This window comes from Stenotrophomonas sp. LMG 10879, from assembly GCF_002750935.1.
In the GTDB taxonomy this organism is placed as follows: domain Bacteria; phylum Pseudomonadota; class Gammaproteobacteria; order Xanthomonadales; family Xanthomonadaceae; genus Stenotrophomonas; species Stenotrophomonas lactitubi_B.
Map to the genome: position 1 here is coordinate 128,376 of NZ_PEJT01000002.1, position 15,820 is coordinate 144,195.

Annotated in this window: 13 protein-coding genes; 4 read left to right on the forward strand and 9 right to left on the reverse strand. The window is 67.9% G+C overall.

The genetic code is table 11. From position 1 onward, the window contains the following. Positions 1-24 precede the first annotated feature (24 nt). Positions 25-255, forward strand: coding sequence for a glutaredoxin family protein (locus tag CR919_RS03415; protein WP_099818879.1), 231 nt, complete (start codon positions 25-27; stop codon positions 253-255). Positions 256-342: 87 nt separating this feature from the next. Here the strand turns inward: CR919_RS03415 and CR919_RS03420 are convergent, their stop codons facing one another. From CR919_RS03420 to CR919_RS03430, 3 genes are read right to left on the reverse strand one after another with little or no spacing between them, the layout of a single operon-like run. Beyond that, the gene (locus CR919_RS03420) at positions 343-915 is read right to left on the reverse strand and encodes a YceI family protein (protein WP_099818880.1); all 573 of its coding nucleotides are present in this window, start codon (positions 913-915) and stop codon (positions 343-345) included. Between the two features lie 3 nt (positions 916-918). Continuing rightward, positions 919-1,491: a cytochrome b gene (locus CR919_RS03425; protein ID WP_099818881.1), complete on the reverse strand. Its 573-nt coding sequence runs from the start codon at positions 1,489-1,491 to the stop codon at positions 919-921. Then, positions 1,488-2,132: a YceI family protein gene (locus tag CR919_RS03430; RefSeq protein ID WP_099818882.1), complete on the reverse strand. Its 645-nt coding sequence runs from the start codon at positions 2,130-2,132 to the stop codon at positions 1,488-1,490. The genes CR919_RS03425 and CR919_RS03430 overlap by 4 nt, the downstream gene beginning before the upstream one ends. Before the next feature lie 165 nt (positions 2,133-2,297). Here CR919_RS03430 and CR919_RS03435 point away from each other — a divergent pair, with 165 nt between their 5' ends. Then, the gene (locus CR919_RS03435; protein ID WP_099818883.1) at positions 2,298-5,843 is read left to right on the forward strand and encodes an ATP-binding protein; all 3,546 of its coding nucleotides are present in this window, start codon (positions 2,298-2,300) and stop codon (positions 5,841-5,843) included. Positions 5,844-5,939: 96 nt separating this feature from the next. Beyond that, on the forward strand, positions 5,940-9,470 hold the full coding sequence (locus CR919_RS03440) for a hybrid sensor histidine kinase/response regulator (RefSeq protein WP_099818884.1): 3,531 nt from the start codon (positions 5,940-5,942) through the stop codon (positions 9,468-9,470). A 563-nt stretch (positions 9,471-10,033) separates the two neighbouring features. Here CR919_RS03440 and mdtD read toward each other — a convergent pair. The 5 genes from mdtD to CR919_RS03470 all read right to left on the reverse strand — a co-directional run bounded on the left by mdtD (position 10,034) and on the right by CR919_RS03470 (position 14,659). Further along, positions 10,034-11,443 carry a multidrug transporter subunit MdtD gene (gene mdtD, locus CR919_RS03450; protein ID WP_099818885.1) on the reverse strand — a complete coding sequence of 470 codons (1,410 nt, stop codon included), beginning with the start codon at positions 11,441-11,443 and terminating at the stop codon, positions 10,034-10,036. Between the two features lie 92 nt (positions 11,444-11,535). After that, complete coding sequence (gene hemE, locus CR919_RS03455; protein WP_032951968.1) at positions 11,536-12,618, reverse strand: uroporphyrinogen decarboxylase; 1,083 nt, start codon at positions 12,616-12,618, stop codon at positions 11,536-11,538. A gap of 28 nt (positions 12,619-12,646) precedes the next feature. Continuing rightward, entirely contained in the window at positions 12,647-12,886 is a 240-nt protein-coding gene (locus CR919_RS03460; RefSeq protein WP_099818886.1) for a WGR domain-containing protein, read from the reverse strand. A 121-nt stretch (positions 12,887-13,007) separates the two neighbouring features. Further along, the gene (gene aroB / locus CR919_RS03465; RefSeq protein ID WP_099818887.1) at positions 13,008-14,120 is read right to left on the reverse strand and encodes a 3-dehydroquinate synthase; all 1,113 of its coding nucleotides are present in this window, start codon (positions 14,118-14,120) and stop codon (positions 13,008-13,010) included. After that, positions 14,117-14,659, reverse strand: coding sequence for a shikimate kinase (locus tag CR919_RS03470; protein WP_099818888.1), 543 nt, complete (start codon positions 14,657-14,659; stop codon positions 14,117-14,119). The genes aroB and CR919_RS03470 overlap by 4 nt, the downstream gene beginning before the upstream one ends. Before the next feature lie 98 nt (positions 14,660-14,757). On the opposite strand from CR919_RS03470, the gene CR919_RS03475 reads away from it, so the two are divergent. Further along, positions 14,758-14,961, forward strand: a complete 204-nt coding sequence (locus tag CR919_RS03475) for a dodecin family protein (RefSeq protein WP_049465447.1) — start codon at positions 14,758-14,760, stop codon at positions 14,959-14,961. A gap of 6 nt (positions 14,962-14,967) precedes the next feature. On the opposite strand, the gene CR919_RS03480 is transcribed toward CR919_RS03475, so the two are convergent. After that, on the reverse strand, positions 14,968-15,795 hold the full coding sequence (locus CR919_RS03480) for a kinase (RefSeq protein WP_099818889.1): 828 nt from the start codon (positions 15,793-15,795) through the stop codon (positions 14,968-14,970). Positions 15,796-15,820 lie beyond the last annotated feature (25 nt).

The window sequence follows — 15,820 nt, forward strand, 5'->3', positions numbered from 1 at the left end:
TTTCCGCCAAGGGAGCAAACCCCGGTGTTGACCCTGTTCCAGCGTGACGACTGCCATCTGTGTGACATGGCCCTGGCCGAACTGGCCAAGGCGCGGGCGCCCGAGTTCGAATCGGTGTTCCTCGATGACCAGCCGGCGCTGGAGGCGCGTTATGGGGCGCGGCTGCCGGTGCTGCGTGATGAGACCGGCGGGCGGGAGCTGGACTGGCCGTTCGATGCGGCTGCGGTGCAGGCCTGGTTGGCCGCCGGCAGGTAGCGCCGGGCCATGCCCGGCGAGCGCGAAGCGCGGCCATCGGGGAAGCCGCCGGGCATGGCCCGGCGCTACCGCGGACGCCAGGGCGTCTTATTTCGCGTCGAACTTCACGATCGTGCTGATCGCGGTTTCGTCCGGGATGGTCTTGGTATCGGCCCAGTCGCCACCGCCGACACCGAAGTCCAGGCGCTTGACCGTGGCCTTGCCGGTCAGCACCGGCTGTGCGCCGGGCTTCCAGGTGAAGGTGAAGGTGACCGGCTTGCTGACGCCACGCAGTTCCAGCGTGCCATCGGCGGCGAACTGGTCGTTGCCAAGCGCGCGGAAGCCCTTGGCGGTGTAGCGTGCAGTAGCGAACTTGCCGACGTTGAAGAAGTCCGCGCCCTGCAGGGTGGAGTCGCGATCGCTGTTGCCGCTCTTGGCGCCGGCCAGCGGAATCACCACGTCCAGCGAACCGGCAGCCGGGTTGGCGGGGTCGAAGCTGAGCTTGGTGGCAAAGCCCGGGAAGCTGCCGGTGAACACTTCACCGTCGTACTTGGTGGCAAAGGCCAGGAACGAACCGGCACCTGGGGCCTGCGCGTAATCGGCGGCAAGCACCGGTGCGGTGGCCAGCATGCCGGCGAGGGCGGCGGCCACGGCGGCCGGGGTGGTCAGTTTCAGGTTCATCGGTCAATCCTTCTGGGGAGAGGCGAGCCAGCCACGCGGCAACATCCGGGACAGGGTGGCATCGCGCTGGAACAGGTGGTGGTAGAAGGCAGCACCGGCATGGGCCAGTACCACCGCGATCAACAGCCAGAAGCCGTATTCGTGCAGCGCGTGGGAAACCGCCACGACCTGCGGGTCCGGTCCGCTCAGCTTGGGCACCTCGACCAGGCCGAACCAGCGGAACGGGCGCAGGCCGCTGGCCGAGTCGTACAGCCAGCCCGACAACGGGATGGCGAACATCAGCACATACAGCAGCACATGGGTGGCGCTGGCGATGCGCTCCTGCCAGCCCGGCACGCCGGGTACCGGCTTGGGGGCACCCGCATACAGGCGCCAGCCCAGGCGCAGCACCACCAGTGCCAGCACGGTGATGCCGATCGACTTGTGCGCGGTATAGACCCAGAAATACTTGGGCGTCTTCGGCAGTTCGCCCATGGTCAGGCCGACGATGCCCAGGGCGAGAATCAGCAATGCGATCAGCCAGTGCAGGGTCTGGCTGACACTCCCCCAGGCGGCGGGGGTGTTCTTGGCGGTCATGAAGGGTCCTTGGTGGCCGTCTGGCTGTCGGAGTGGGGATGGGACGCGGGAGTTCCCGCAGAATCGCTGCGGTCGAGCGTGGCTTCAGCCTCGATCCGCACCTGCACCGCATCACCGATCACGCCCGGCCAGGCGGTGATGCCGAAGGCGCGGCGGCTCAGTGTCGTGGTGGCGGAGAATCCTGCAGTACGCCGGAACGGCGGCAGCGGATAGCGTTTGACCTGGTTCAAGGTCACCTCCAGCGTGACCTCCTGGCTGACCCCGCGCAGGGTCAATGTCCCGGTCACGTGGGCACGTTTCGCGTCGATCGGTTCGACATGGTGGGAGACGAAGCGGGCGGTGGGAAAGCGTTCGCCATCGAGCAGGCTGCGCGCCAGCGTGGCCTGGTTCCACTTGGCATCACCCAGGTCCAGTCGTGCTACCGGAATCTCGACATCCAGCGTCGCATCCCGCCAGTTGTCGCTATCGAACTGCAGCTGGCCCTGGCTTCCGGAGATCGTACCCAGCGCCTGCGAGTATCCGGCATGGTCGATCGCGAACAGCACCCGGGTGTGCACCGGATCGATGCGGTAGGCATCGTTGCCCGCCCAGGCGGGGGCGACGGCAAGCAGCATCGGCAACAGGGCCAGGCGGAGGCGCATCGGCGGTGGGCTCAGGGAAAAAGACCGCTCGATCATACCCATAGCCCTTGCGCAACGCTGTGTGCACGGCTGCAACAGTTCGTGGTGCCGATGTGGCCGGAAACAGGCTGTTGCAGCGATGGCTGCAGCCCTGTGTGACAATCGGCACAGGACAGGGGGTTCAGGATGACGAGCGGCTGGCGCCGGTGGTGCCAAGGCATTGCAGGAGCAGGTCTGGTGCTGTTGGCGCTTTGCGCTGCAGGCGCGACCTTGGACATGGCCGGGGAAACACCGCGCCTGCGCCGTTTCGGTGCCGCCGAGGGGTTGCCCTCGCGCATGGTGGTCGCGCTTGCCGAAGACCGTCAGGGCCGTGTGTGGGCCGCTACCGATGGCGGCCTGGCGCGCTATGACGGCGGTGAACTGCGGGTGTGGCAGCACGACCCGGCACAATCGGATTCGCTGCCCGGCAACGAGATCGAAACCCTGCTGGTCGACCCGCTCGACCGGATATGGGTCGGCATCAACGGCAAGGGGCTGGCCCGCCTGGATGCCGACCGCGAGCGCTTCAAGACCTTCGATTCCGTCACCGAAGGCTGCCAGGGGCAGTTCTGGACCTTGGCCTACGCCGAGCACGCGCTGTGGATCGGCAGCAGCAGCCATGGGGTCTGCCGTTTCGGCGAAGACGGCTCTTTGCGACATTTCCAGCATGATCCGGCGCAGCCCGGCGGACTGCCCAGCAACACCGTCTTCAGCAGTCTGGTCGATGCGCAGGGACGGCTGTGGGTGGGAACCGAAACCGGCGTGGCGCGCTGGAACGGCCAGGCCTTCGAAGCCGTGGCGCCGCGCGAACTGGCGGCGGTCAGCGTGCTGCGGCTGAGCCGCGATGCCGATGGCGCAATCTGGGTCGGCACACAGAACGACGGCCTGTACCGCATCGATGCGCAGGATCGGGTAACGCGACCGGCCTGGGCCGACAGCGCCGGCCTGCGCTCGGCACTGGTATTGCCCGACAGCCGCGGAGGCTACTGGGCGGGCACCTCCGATGGCCTGCTGCGCGGTGACGGCCAGGTGCTGCGCAAACTGGAGGGCGACCGTGGCAGTGGCTTCCTGACCGGCCATAGCGGCGTGCTCGACCTGCTGCAGGATCATGAGGGAGGGCTATGGGTCGCGCTGTTGACCCAGGGCCTGGCCTACCTTCCGCCAGACTGGCGGCGTTTTTCGACCTGGTACCAGTTCGATGGCAAGCCGCTGGACAGCCAGTACCTGCTGAGTGCCGCCAGCGATGGTCGCAGCTACTACGTTGGTTCTGCGCACGGTGTCTACCAGATCGATGCACAGGGGACGTTGAGCCTGCTGGCCAGCGACCGCGAGCTGGGCGGCGGCGCGGTGTGGTCGGTGCTGCCACGTCCCGATGGGCGGCTGTGGCTGGGCCGCGCCGGACGCATCAGCGTCTATGACCCGGCCACCCGCGCGCTGCGCGACTGGCGCATTGGCGGCGGCTCCGACCTGCGACAGCGGATCGATCTGATGCGGCAGGCGCCTGATGGCACGGTCTGGGTGTCGGTGATGAATCTGGGCCTGCAGCAGCGCAGTGCCGAGGGTCGCCTGTTGCGCAGTTTCGATGGCGCCATGCTGCGTGGTGATACCGATGCACCGGTCGAACAGATCCGCTTCGATGCCACGGGGCGGGCCTGGGTGATGGGGGAAACGGGGATCCTGCGCGAGCAGGGGGACCGCTTTGAAGCGGTGCCAGGCGTTTCCCGGGGCCCGATCTACGATCTGGTGTGGATCGATCCCCGGCAGATGTGGATCGCGCGCCAAGGGGCGTTCGAACGCTACCAGTGGGATGGCCTCAGCCTGCGCCTGATCCAGCGCGTCGATGCCGGCGCCGGCGTGCCGCCGGTCAGCATGGGAGGGCTGGCCCTGGCCGCGAACGGACAGCTGTGGGCGACGACACCGCGAGGCCTGCTGCGCTGGGATCCGAAACAGCGTCGCCTGCAGATCTTCAATGAGCGCGACGGCCTGCTCGATGCCGAGTTCACCGGACGCCCGCCGGCAATCGATGCCGATGGCCGGGTGTTGGCCGTTACCCAGACCGGCATGGTGGGTTTCGATCCGAACGCTGCGGATGTCGAACTGCCGCCGTCGCAGCTGGTGATCGCGCAGGTGCGCGTGCGTCGCGACGATGCGCGCGGCTGGCAGCCCCTGCCAACCTCCGGCCTGCTGTTGCTGGGGCCCGATGACCGTGACCTGCAGATCGATGCGCGGCTGCTGTCCTACGCCAACCCGCAGGGCAACCGCTACCGGTTCCGTGTGGAGGGATACGACCAGAACTGGGTGGAACAGGGCGGGGATGGCCAACGTACGCTGTCGCGGCTGCCGCCCGGGGCCTATGCGATCGAGGTACAGGCCGCATCGGCCAGTGGCCCGTGGACGCCCTCGCAGCAGCTGCACATCAAGGTATTGCCACCCTGGTGGCGCAGCAGCATGGCGATCTTCGGCTATGTGATGCTGGGCTCGCTGTTGCTTCTGGCACTGCTGTGGTTGATCCGCAGGCGGCTGCGGCGGCGCCAGCAGTGGCAGTTGACGGTGCACAAGCAGCAGATCGCCGAGCAGGCATCGCAGGCCAAGAGCCGCTTCCTGGCGACCCTGGGCCACGAGGTGCGTACGCCGATGACCGGCGTCCTGGGCATGAGCGAACTGCTGCTGGCCACCGAACTGGACCCGGTGCAGCGCAGCTATGCCGGCTCGATCCAGCAGGCCGGCAGCCATCTGCTGCGCCTGGTCAACGATGCGCTGGACCTGGCACGGATCGAGGCTGGCCGACTGGAACTGGACATCCGGCCGTTCGACCTGGGCGGACTGCTGGACCAGGTGCAGGCGCTGATGCAGCCGATGGCACAGCAGCGCAGGCTGGCCTTCCGGCGTGAGGGGGACCTGCCAGGCCCGATCTGCATCAGTGGCGATGAGATGCGCGTCCGTCAGATCCTGCTGAACCTGCTGGGCAATGCGATCAAATTCACCGAGCGCGGCCATGTCGGACTGGCGGCGCGCCTGGACGAGAACGGCGGCGTGGTGACCTTCGAGGTCAGCGACAGCGGGCCGGGCATCAACGCCGAGCAGCAGCAGCGCCTGTTCCACCGCTTCGAACAGGCCGATGGCCCGCGGACCGCGTCGCGCTATGGCGGCAGCGGGCTGGGCCTGGCGATCTGCCAGGAACTGGCGGTGGCAATGGGGGGCCGCATCGATGTCGACAGCCAGCCGGGGCGTGGCGCACGTTTCGCCGTGCGGCTGCCGCTGCCCTGGAGCCGGCAGCAGGCCTCCAGCGATGGCGAGGCAACGTTGCCGACGCTGCCAGCCTTGCGCATCCTGCTGGTCGAGGATGATGCAACCGTTGCCGAGGTCATTGCCGGCCTGCTGCGCAGCCGTGGCCATGAGGTGGTGCATGTGCTGCATGGCCTGGGCGCGCTGTCGGAGATTTCCACCGAGGGGTTCGATGTCGGTCTGCTTGACCTCGACCTGCCTGCACTCGACGGCACCGCCATCGCCCGCCAGCTGCGCGCGATGGGCTACGAGCTGCCGTTGGTGGCCGTTACCGCGCGCTCGGATGCCTACGCCGAGACGCAGGTGCTCGCGGCCGGATTCGATGGTTTCCTGCGCAAGCCGGTGACCGGCGATCTGCTGGTGGCGGCGATTGCCCAAGCACGCAGTAAACGCCAGATCATCAGCTGAGTACGGCATCCTGCGGCGTGAATCGCGCAACTTTCGGTTTACCATGCCGACGCCCACGGCGTGGGCATCATCAACAGCAGCGTGAGGAGGCCATCGGTGGTGTATCTGCGGGCAGTGACGCTGCTGATGCTGCTGCTATGCTGCCTGGCGCCCGCTGCCGCGCAGCCGGTGCCACCTTCGCCGCGGCAGGTCACCGTGTTCGATGGGCTGCCATCCAACACCGTCAACCGCATGGCCGAAGACCGCTACGGCTACCTGTGGATTGCCACCAACGATGGCCTGGCCCGCTACGACGGGCGCAACTACCGCATCTGGCGTTCCGAGGATGGCCTGCGCGACAACCGCATCTGGAGCGTACTGGTCGATGCCCGCAACGAGCTGTGGATCGGCACTGAAAATGCCGGCCTGGTGCGGATGTCGGCCGACCGCCGGCAGCTGCGCTTCTACGACCGCAGCAGCCAGCCGCTGATGGGCAGCAACACGGTCTGGAGCCTGGCAGCGACGCCGGATGGCGCGATCTGGTTCGGCACCCACGAGGGCGGCCTGTACCGGCTGGACAGCAATGACCGCCTGCAGCGGTTCCTGCCCGAAGCCAACAACCCGCGCAGTCTGCCAGCCGCATCGGTACCGTACCTGGCCACGCTTGCCGACGGCAGCCTGTGGGTCGGCACCAAGCATGGCGTGGCGCGCTGGACCGGCACCGATTTCGAACGCATCGGCGGCGACCTGGTGCCCAGCCTGCTGATCAATGGTCTGACCGCCGAGCCCGACGGCAGCCTCTGGATCAGCACGCTGGCCGGGGCCACCGTGCGCCGCCCGGATGGCCGTTTCGAATCCGTGCCCTGGACATTGCCGGCCGGTGACCAGGTACTGGGCATGATGCTGCGCGACGAGCAGGGCGGGCACTGGCTGGATACCCGCAGTGGCCTGGGCCGGGGCATCGATGGCCGTTACCAGACAGTGCCGCTGTACAGCGCCATCGCCCGTGGCCTGGTGCGGCCAAACTGGACCGGCGCCTATGAGGATCGCGAAGGCGGCATCTGGCTGGCCAGCACCAATGCCGGCCTGTGGCATCTGCTGCCGCGCTGGTGGCAGTTCTCGGTGTTCTCGCGGCTGGAGGATGATCCGTCCTCGCTGCGCAATTCCTATGTGCTGGGTACCAGCCCCTCCAGCAATGGTGGCGTGTGGACCGTCGGCAGCCATGGCGCGCTGGACCGTTTCAATCCACGCACGGGCGTGATCGAGCAGCACCGCACCTTCGTCAACGGCATGCATTGGCTGACGTCGGTGCGCGAAGACCGGCAGGGACGGGTGTGGGTGGGCTCGACCGACGCCTTGATGCGCTACGACCCGCGTCGTGGCGAGCTGCGGCGCTGGGGGCGGGACTCCGGCGCGGATGCGACCATGGAAGGCAACATCGAGGCGATGATGACCTGCGATGGCGACAGCCTGTGGTTGATGCTGTCGGCGGGCCTGCAGCAGCGCGACCTGGACGGACACGTGCGCCGGCAGCTGGAAAACGGCCAGGACGGTCTGCAGGCGGGTCAGCTCAATCTGGACGTGGAATGCGGACCGCAGGACCGGATCTGGCTGGCCAGCAGCCGCGGCCTGCTGCAATGGCAACCGGATGCGCAGCGCTTCCAGCCGGTGCCGGGCGCGCCGGCCACGGCGGTCTATGCCCTGCATGTCGGCAAGGACGGGCAGGTCTGGTTGTCCGAGGATGGCCGCCTGTCGCGGTATCTCTGGAGCCAGGGCAGGTTGGAACGGCAGGCGGTGGTGGGCGCGGAGCAGGGCTATCCGGCGATTTCCGCCACCGGTCTGGTGGTCGACGCGCAGGGCGTGGCGTGGGCCACCAGTGCCCGTGGCCTGGTGCGGGTCAGTGCCGATGGTGAAAGCGTGCGTCTGTACGGCGTACACGATGGGCTGCCCAGCCAGGAATTCCGCGAACACACCCTGATCGCAACCGCCGCGGGGCGCATGGTGGCGGGTACCCCCGCCGGCGTGGTGGTGTTCGATCCCGAGCAGGTGCGACCGTCCACCCGGCGTGCGCCGCTGGTGATCGAGCGGGTGGAGGTGCGCCGCAATGAGCAGCTGCTGGACCTGACCCATGACACGCCGCTGCAGATCGCCGATGGCGACCGCGACCTGCGCATCGTCGCGCGCCTGTTGTCCTTCGCCGATTCGGCCTCCAACACCTACCGCTACCGGTTGGCCGGCTACGACCCGGACTGGGTCGAGGTGGGGCCGGCAGGCGAGCGCCTGTTCTCGCGCCTGCCACCCGGTGCCTACCGGCTGGAAGTGCAGGCGCGTTCGGCCGACCACGTCTGGTCGCGGGTGCAGACCCTGGAGTTCCACGTGCAGCCGCCGTGGTGGCGCAGCCTGTCCGGGCTGCTGGTGCTGGCCTCGATCGCACTGCTGCTGACCAGCTGGTTCGCCTGGTTGTACCGGCGCCGGCTGCAGCGCCAGCACGCCTACCAGCTCGCCCTGCACAAGCAGGATCTGGCCGAGCACGCGTCGGCGGCCAAGACGCGCTTCCTCGCCAATCTCGGCCATGAGATCCGCACGCCGATGACCGGCGTGCTGGGCATGAGTGAACTGTTGCTGGCCTCGCCGCTGGATCCGCAGCAGCGCGGCTACACCCAGTCGATCCGGCATGCGGGTGAGCACCTGCTGCATCTGGTCAACGATGCGCTGGATCTGGCGCGGATCGAGTCGGGGCGCCTGGAACTGCAGTCCAACGCGTTCGGTCTCAATCGCCTGCTGCAGGATCTGGCCGCGCTGATGGGGCCGCTGGCTGCGCAGAAGGGCCTGCGGTTCATCCTCGACAACCAGTTGCCCGCAGGGCTGCAGGCGACCGGCGATGCGATGCGGGTGCGGCAGATCCTGCTCAACCTGCTGTCCAACGCGGTCAAGTTCACCAGCCGCGGCAGCATCACGCTGCACGCGCGCTGCGAGGAAGGGCCGCGCGGGTTGCATTTCGAAGTGCGCGATACCGGACCGGGCATCAGCCAGGAGCAACAGCAACGGTTGTTCCGGCGCTTCGAGCAGGCTGACGGCGCGCGCACGGCCGCGCAGTACGGCGGCAGCGGCCTGGGCCTGGCGATCTGCCGCGAGCTGGCCCTGGCCATGCAGGGCCGGATCCGCGTGGAAAGCCAGCTCGGTAGCGGTACCTGCTTCGGTGTCAGCCTGCCGTTGCCGCTGCAGCAGGTTGCCGCCGGCGAAGGTGGAGCCGACAGCGATGCCGCCGCTGCCGTGGTCAACATGCCGCCATTGCGTGTGTTGCTGGTGGAGGACGACGCGACCGTGGCCGATGTGGTGTGTGGCCTGCTCACCAGCCGCGGCCATGAGGTGGTCCACGCTGCCCACGCGCTGGCCGCACTGCGTGAAATCAGTGCGGGTGATTTCGACGTTGGCCTGCTCGATCTGGATCTGCCGGGCCTGAGCGGTTTCGAACTGGCCCAGCATCTGCGCAACCAGGGTTACACGCTGCCGCTGCTGGCGGTGACCGCGCGCACCGACCCTGATCTGCAGCAGCAGGTGGAAGCGGCCGGCATCGGTGGTTTCCTGCGCAAGCCGGTGACCGGTGAGCTGCTGGTGGAAGCGATCGCCCGCGTGCTGGGGCGGTAGGGGTTCGGCAGGGCTGCGCCCTGCGCCTGCAGAGGCAACAGCAACGGCAACGGCCGGAGCAACAGCAACAGCTGGCTATCCGGGGGATGGCGGGGTGGGTCCGGTTGCGGGGGACGCCGCAAGTACGTCCCTGTAGGCTTGGCCGCGGCATCCATGCCGCGGACACCCCCGCAACCGGACCCACCCCGCCTTCGACAGATTTCCGCGATCTGTCGGAATGGCGTTCTGTGTTGGCTCTTGGGGTCAGATCCGTTTTCCGATGGAAAACGGATCTGACCCCAGAATTATTTCGATATCTGACAGAGATTCATCCACGCATGGCGTAGATCCATCAGCCACCGGAAATCTGTCGAAGGTGGGGCGGTGTCGGATTGCGGGGTGTCCGCGGCATGGATGCCGCGGCCAAGCCTACAGGGACGTACTTGCGGCGTCCCCGCAATCCGACACCACCCCGCCATCCCACGGATAGCCCGCTGTTGCTGTTGCTGTTGCCGTTGCCGTTGCTGTTGCTGTTGCTTGCGCAGTGGCCTCTGCAGGTGCAGGGCGCAGCCCTGCCGAACCCACTACTCCGCTACGTGCTCGACCTCGCGCGGCTCCGGCTTGGTATCGGGCAGCTGCCAGAAGATCATCGTCGAAGTCAGGGTGATCGCGCCCACGCACAGGAACGTCGCATGCAGCGCGGCGGTGGCGCTGTTGCTGTCCAGGTGGTTGCCGAACGCGGCCAGCAGGCTGCCCGCAGCGGCGGCACCGAAACCAGCGGCGAGCATCATCACCATCGACAGCAGGCTGTTGCCGGAACTGGCGAATTCGCGGTCCAGGTCGCGCAGCGTCACGGTGTTCATCACGGTGAACTGCAGTGAATTGACCGCACCGAAGAACGCCAGCTGCAGCAGGCGCCAAGCCAGGTGCTGGCCCGGTGTCATCAGGATGAAGCTGGCCATCGCCAGGCCGACCAGCACGGTGTTGACCATCAGCACACGGCGGTAGCCGTAGCGCTCAACCAGCTTTACCGCCAGCTTCTTCGACACCATGCCGGCCGCTGCCACCGGCACCATCATCAGGCCGGCATTCATCGGGCCCAGGCCCAGGCCGACCTGCAGCAGCAGCGGGATCAGCATCGGCATGGCGCTGCTGCCGATGCGCGAGAACAGGTTGCCGAGGATACCGATGCGATAGCTGGGCACGCGGAACAGGGCCAGCGAGAACAAGGGGGCGGTGGAGTTGGCGGCGTGCAGCCAGTAGCCCACCAGCGCAGCCAGGCCGGCCACGGTCATCAGCATCACCAGCGCATGTGGCGTGCCGAGTCCAGAGATGCCGTCCAGCGCCAGTGACAGCACCACCATCGCGAACGCCAGCATCGCGTAGCCGCGCAGGTCGAAACGGGTGCGATGGCTGGCGTAGTGGTCGGGCATGATCTTCATCGCCGCGATGAAACCGATGACGCCGATCGGCAGGTTGATCAGGAACACCCAGTGCCACGAGGCGATTTCGACCAGCCAGCCGCCCAGGGTCGGGCCGATCAGCGGACCCACCAGGGCCGGAATGGCGATGAAGCTCATCGCACGCAGGAAGTCCTCGCGCGGTACCGAGCGCATCACCGCCAGGCGCCCGACCGGCAGCAGCATCGCACCACCGATGCCCTGCAGCACGCGTGCGCCGACCAGCTGGTGCAGGTGCTGGGCCAAGGCGCAGGCCAGCGAGCCGAGGGTGAACAGGATGATCGCTACCAGGAAGGTGCGACGGGTGCCGTAGCGGTCGGCGATCCAGCCGGAGGCGGGGATGAAGGTGGCCACGGCCAGTGCGTAGCTGAAGACCACCGACTGCATCTGCAGGGGGCTTTCGCCGAGGCTGGCCGCCATCGCCGGCAGCGCCGTGTTGACGATGGTCGAGTCCAGCATCTGCATGAAGATCGCCAAGGACACCAGCCACAGCAGTGGGCGCTGGCGGGTGTAGGTCGATGGCGATGTGGACATGGCGTGCGGCCGGTGCAGCGTGGGGGACGCCATGATCGCGCACTGCGGGTCACGGCGCGATCAACATCGCGCCGTGATCGCATGCGGAATGTTCAGCGTTGGCTGTGCGCGTGCACCGCGTCGACCAGCACCTGTACATGGGCCGGGTCCATGTCCGGCGACATGCCGTGGCCGAGGTTGAACACATGACCCTCGCGCGAACCGCCATTGCCGGCGGCATAGGTGTCGAGCACGCGCGCGGCGGCGGCGGCGATCGCATCGGGCGAGGCGTACAGCGTGGTCGGGTCCAGGTTGCCCTGCAGGGCAACGCGGCCACCGGTGCGGCGCAGTGCTTCATCCAGGTCCAGCGTCCAGTCCAGGCCGAGCGCATCGGCGCCGGTCTGCGACAGCGCTTCCAGGTGCAGGCCGGTGCCCTTGCCGAACAGGATCAGCGGCGTGCGCTCGCTGCCTTCGCCACGCTCCAGGCCTTCGGCAATGCGCTGCAGATAGCGCAGCGAGAACTCGCGGTACATCGCCGGCGACAGTACGCCGCCCCAGGTGTCGAACACCTGCAGGGCCTGCGCACCAGCGGCGCGCTGCGCGCCGAGGTAGGCAATCACCGCGTCGGTGGTTACCTCCAGCAGGCGGTGCAGGGCCTGCGGATGATTCAGCGCCATCGCCTTGATGCGGGCGAAATCCTTGCTGCCGCCGCCTTCGACCATGTAGCAGGCCAACGTCCACGGGCTGCCGGAGAAACCGATCAGCGGCACCTGGCCGTCCAGTTCGCGGCGGATCAGGCGTACCGCGTCCATCACATAGCCCAGGTCCTGTTCCATGTCCGGCACCGCCAGCCTGGCGATGGCCGCTTCATCGCGCACCGGGTGACGGAACTTCGGGCCTTCGCCTTCGACGAAGTACAGCTCCAGGCCCATGGCATCGGGAATGGTGAGGATGTCCGAGAACAGGATGGCCGCGTCCAGCGGGAAGCGGCGCAGCGGCTGCAGGGTGACTTCGCAGGCGATCTCCGGGTTCTTGGCCATGGCCAGGAAGCTGCCGGCCTTGGCCCGGGTGGCGCGATATTCCGGCAGATAGCGGCCGGCCTGGCGCATCAGCCAGACGGGGGTGCAGTCCACCGGTTCGCGGCGCAGGGCGCGCAGCAGGCGATCGTTGCGGAGAGGGCTGGTCACAGTGGGCATTCCTTGGGCGAAAAGGGCAGCGGCGCAGTCAGTCGCCGTGCGAAAGAATCTGGAAGCCCCGATGCAGTTCGGCATCGCGGGCCTTCTCGTAGGCGTGGCGGGCTTCGTCGGCCTTGAGGTACAGCTCGCGCCGCAGCTGCGAGCGGGCGCCGACTCGGCCGGATTCGCGCAGCAGCTCCCAGCCGCCGAACAGGTCCGGGACCAGGGTCAGGCGCAGGAAGCGCGGTGCCTGGGCACCGTCGGCGGGTTGTTGCAGGTGGACGTGCATGGCGTCGATTGTATCGCCCCGGGGCGGCACGGACCTGTAGAGCCGAGCCCACGCTCGGCTGCGCTTCATGCCGCGGCACAATCCGGTTGCGCCGGGCCATGCACGGCGACCGCGGAAGCGGTCAGCCTGCGTCCAGTACCTTCAGTACCGCCGCTTCATCCACGTCCGGCACCACTTCGGCACGGCCCATGCCACGCCACAGCACCAGGCGCAGGCGGCCGGCCACGTTCTTCTTGTCCAGACGCATGCGGCCGAGCAGGGCCTGCGGGTCCAGTCCGGCGGGGATGGCCACCGGCAGGCCCAATTGCTCCAGTAGCGCCTGCAACCGCACGCGGTCGGCGTCGTCGGCCAGGCCCAGGTCAGTGGAGAGGCGGGCCGCCAGCACCATGCCCACCGCCACGGCCTCACCGTGGTTGAGCGCATCGCGCCCCGGTGCGGAGTAGCCCTGTTCGGTTTCGATGGCGTGGCCGAAGGTGTGGCCGAGGTTGAGCAGGGCGCGTTCGCCCTTTTCGAAGGGATCGCGCTCGACGATCGCCGCCTTGCGCCGGCAGCTGCGGGCGATGGCTTCGGCGATCACGGCATCCTCGCCGGCCACCAGGGCGTCGGCATGCTGCTGCAACCACTCGAAGAAAAGCGCATCGCCCAGCGCACCGTACTTCACCACTTCGGCCAGGCCGGCACGCAGCTCGCGCGGCGGCAGGGTGGCCAGCACCCGGGTATCGGCGATCACCGCACGCGGCGGATGGAACGCGCCGACCAGATTCTTGCCGGACGGGATATCCACGGCGGTCTTGCCGCCCACCGAGGAGTCAACCATCGCCAGCAGCGTGGTCGGCAGCTGCACGCAGTCGACGCCGCGCATCCAGCAGGCTGCGGCAAAGCCGGCGAGGTCGCCAACCACACCGCCGCCGAGGGCGAACACGCAGGCATCGCGGGTCGCACCGAGCGCAGCCAGGGCCTCGATGACCGAACCGAACTCGGCCAGGGTCTTGGAGGCTTCGCCGGCAGCAAGCACATGCTCACCCACGATCAGGTCCGGGCGTGCGGCCAGCAGGGTCTGCCTGACGGCATCCAGATAACGTGGCGCAACCTCGCTGTCGCTGACCAGCAGTACATGGCGGCCACGCACATGGCTGGCCAGTGCGGCGCCGTCGGCCTGGGCGTCGGCGCCGATGGTGATGGAATAGGGGCGGTCGCCGCCAACGGCGACCTGCAGCAGGGCAGGGGAAGTCATGCAGTGGGGTCCTGTCGCTGCCAGTGCGTGGCCAGCTTGAGCACAAGCTGGGCGGTCGCATCGGCTGCGGTAAACGGGTCGGTATCAAGGGTGACATCGGCCAGCTCGCGATACAGCGGGTCGCGATGCGCGGCCAGATCCTGCAGCACCTGTTCGCGGTCCGGCCGCTGCAGCAGGGGGCGCGCCTTGTCGCGTGACAGGCGCTCCAGCTGGGCCGCGACGCTGACCCGCAGGTAGACGACAAAGCCACGCCGGGCGATCAGGGCGCGATTGTCCGGATCGAGCACGGCACCACCGCCGGTGGACACCAGCTGGCCACGGCCGGCCAGCACCTGTGCCAGTGCCTGGCGCTCATGGGCGCGGAAGCCGGCCTCGCCGGAATGCTCGAAGATCGTGGGGATGCTGGCCCCGGTCGCATCGACGATGGCCTGGTCGACGTCGACGAAGTCCAGCGTGAAGCGCTCGGCGAGGCGGCGGCCGATGCAGGTTTTACCGGCGCCCATCGGGCCGATCAGGATCAGGTTCGGAGCGGGATTCATGCCCTCTGATGCTAACACCTCCGTGCCTTGGCCTTTACGTTCTTCACGTCAGGGTGGAGGTTCCTGCGGGGTTTCCCGCGCCTGACGGAGTACCTGCCATGTCGGTTGCCAAGGTCATCGAAATCAATGCGTCCTCGCCCAAGAGCGTGGAGGACGCGGTGCGCAGCGGATTGAAGAAGGTGTCCGGGACGGTCAAGGGCATCCAGGGCGCCTGGATCAACGAGACCAAGGTGGTCACCGACGGCAACGGTGAGATCACCGAATGGCGGGTGAACCTGCGGATCACCTTCCTGGTGGAGTGAGCCTGCTCAGCGCAGCGCCTGCACCTGGCGCTGCGCATCCAGCACCACCATCCGGTCGGCAATGTCCGGTAGCGCACGCAATGCCTGCCGGCTGACCCGCTCGTAGTACTGCACGAAGCGCTCCAGCTGCGGCCGGCTCATGCCGTGCCGGCCCGGCTGTGCCGCCTGCAGGTTCTGCTCCTGCTGCCAGCGCCAACGCGGCACCACCGAGAAATCCGGGGGCTGCAGGAACCACAGACGGTCGCAGCGCTGCCACAGCGCCGGGTAGTCGCGGGCCAGTGCCTGGTTGCACCAGCGTCGCCAGCGGCCATCGGCATCGGCCTCGCGCTCGAGTGCGTTGAGGGGAGTATCCAGTTCGGCCTCGTCCTGCGCCGGCGTGCCGAGGAACCAGCCCTCGAACACCAGCAGGTCCAGCGGCTTTTCGAGCTGCGGCCACTGCGCTTCTGGCAGGCGCTCATCGGCCAGTTTGTCGAAGCGGGGCAGGGCCAGCGGCCGTCGCGCGGCCACTGCATCCAGTACCGCATGCGCCAGCGGCAGGTCGTGGGTGCCCGGCGGGCCACGGGTGATCAGCAACGGATGCACCTGCCGGGCCAGGCGCTGTCGCTGCGCGCGGGTCAGGTAGACATCGTCGATGGAGAGCGTTGCGGCGTTCAGGCCACGAGCCTGGGCGCGGGCGACCACCTGCGCGGCCAGCGTCGATTTGCCGCTCCCCTGCAGGCCGCTGATCGCCAATACTGGAACGGCTGTACTGCTGCCCAGCGCGTCATCCAGCGCCTGCTCGACCACTGTTTCGGGGAATCCTTTCACCTGGGGCATGTACGCAGCAGCGACCATGCCGCCACAATAGCCCAAACCGTGT

Bases quoted from the DNA above. Each gene is read 5' to 3' on its own strand.
- CR919_RS03435 (WP_099818883.1), top strand. From the start codon at position 2,298: ATGACGAGCGGCTGGCGCCGGTGGTGCCAAGGCATTGCAGGAGCAGGT.
- CR919_RS03470 (WP_099818888.1), bottom strand. From the start codon at position 14,659: ATGAATCCCGCTCCGAACCTGATCCTGATCGGCCCGATGGGCGCCGGT.
- CR919_RS03425 (WP_099818881.1), bottom strand. From the start codon at position 1,491: ATGACCGCCAAGAACACCCCCGCCGCCTGGGGGAGTGTCAGCCAGACC.
- mdtD (WP_099818885.1), bottom strand. From the start codon at position 11,443: ATGTCCACATCGCCATCGACCTACACCCGCCAGCGCCCACTGCTGTGG.
- CR919_RS03430 (WP_099818882.1), bottom strand. From the start codon at position 2,132: ATGCGCCTCCGCCTGGCCCTGTTGCCGATGCTGCTTGCCGTCGCCCCC.
- CR919_RS03420 (WP_099818880.1), bottom strand. From the start codon at position 915: ATGAACCTGAAACTGACCACCCCGGCCGCCGTGGCCGCCGCCCTCGCC.
- hemE (WP_032951968.1), bottom strand. From the start codon at position 12,618: ATGCCCACTGTGACCAGCCCTCTCCGCAACGATCGCCTGCTGCGCGCC.
- aroB (WP_099818887.1), bottom strand. From the start codon at position 14,120: ATGACTTCCCCTGCCCTGCTGCAGGTCGCCGTTGGCGGCGACCGCCCC.
- CR919_RS03460 (WP_099818886.1), bottom strand. From the start codon at position 12,886: ATGCACGTCCACCTGCAACAACCCGCCGACGGTGCCCAGGCACCGCGC.
- CR919_RS03480 (WP_099818889.1), bottom strand. From the start codon at position 15,795: ATGGTCGCTGCTGCGTACATGCCCCAGGTGAAAGGATTCCCCGAAACA.
- CR919_RS03475 (WP_049465447.1), top strand. From the start codon at position 14,758: ATGTCGGTTGCCAAGGTCATCGAAATCAATGCGTCCTCGCCCAAGAGC.